The 391-nt window shown below is 56.8% G+C and carries 1 pseudogene; it reads right to left on the minus strand.

Annotated elements, in window-relative coordinates:
* Window positions 1-391, minus strand: a pseudogene (locus DUT91_RS25240) (DDE-type integrase/transposase/recombinase); the annotation flags it as partial.

The raw sequence follows: 391 nt of genomic DNA on the forward strand, positions 1-391 counted from the left end.
TCCGTTCCCTGATCAACCCTGATTGTCTTCGGATAACCGACCTGCCGGCATACCCGTTCCAAGGTTTCCACGACATCTTCACCCCGATAGCTGTGCCGAGGATCAAGCACCGGCACATAGCGCGAGAAGGTGTCGACCACCGTCAGCACCCGTAGTTTCTTGCCGGTCGCAAGCTGATCGTGAACGAAGTGGCCCAGACATCATTCGGTCCGACCGCCATTTGACGATCCTCCCGCAGCTTGGCTTTGACCCGGCGCTTCGGCGTTTATTCCGTAGTTGAAGGCCTAGATCCCTGTAAATCCGATAGGTTCGCTTGATATTGGTACCCCAACCCTCACGTTCCAGGAGCACATGCACACGACGATAGCCGTAGCGCACCCGGGTTTCACAG

The sequence above is a fragment of the Paramesorhizobium salinisoli genome (assembly GCF_003335045.1).
GTDB classification, from domain to species: domain Bacteria; phylum Pseudomonadota; class Alphaproteobacteria; order Rhizobiales; family Rhizobiaceae; genus Paramesorhizobium; species Paramesorhizobium salinisoli.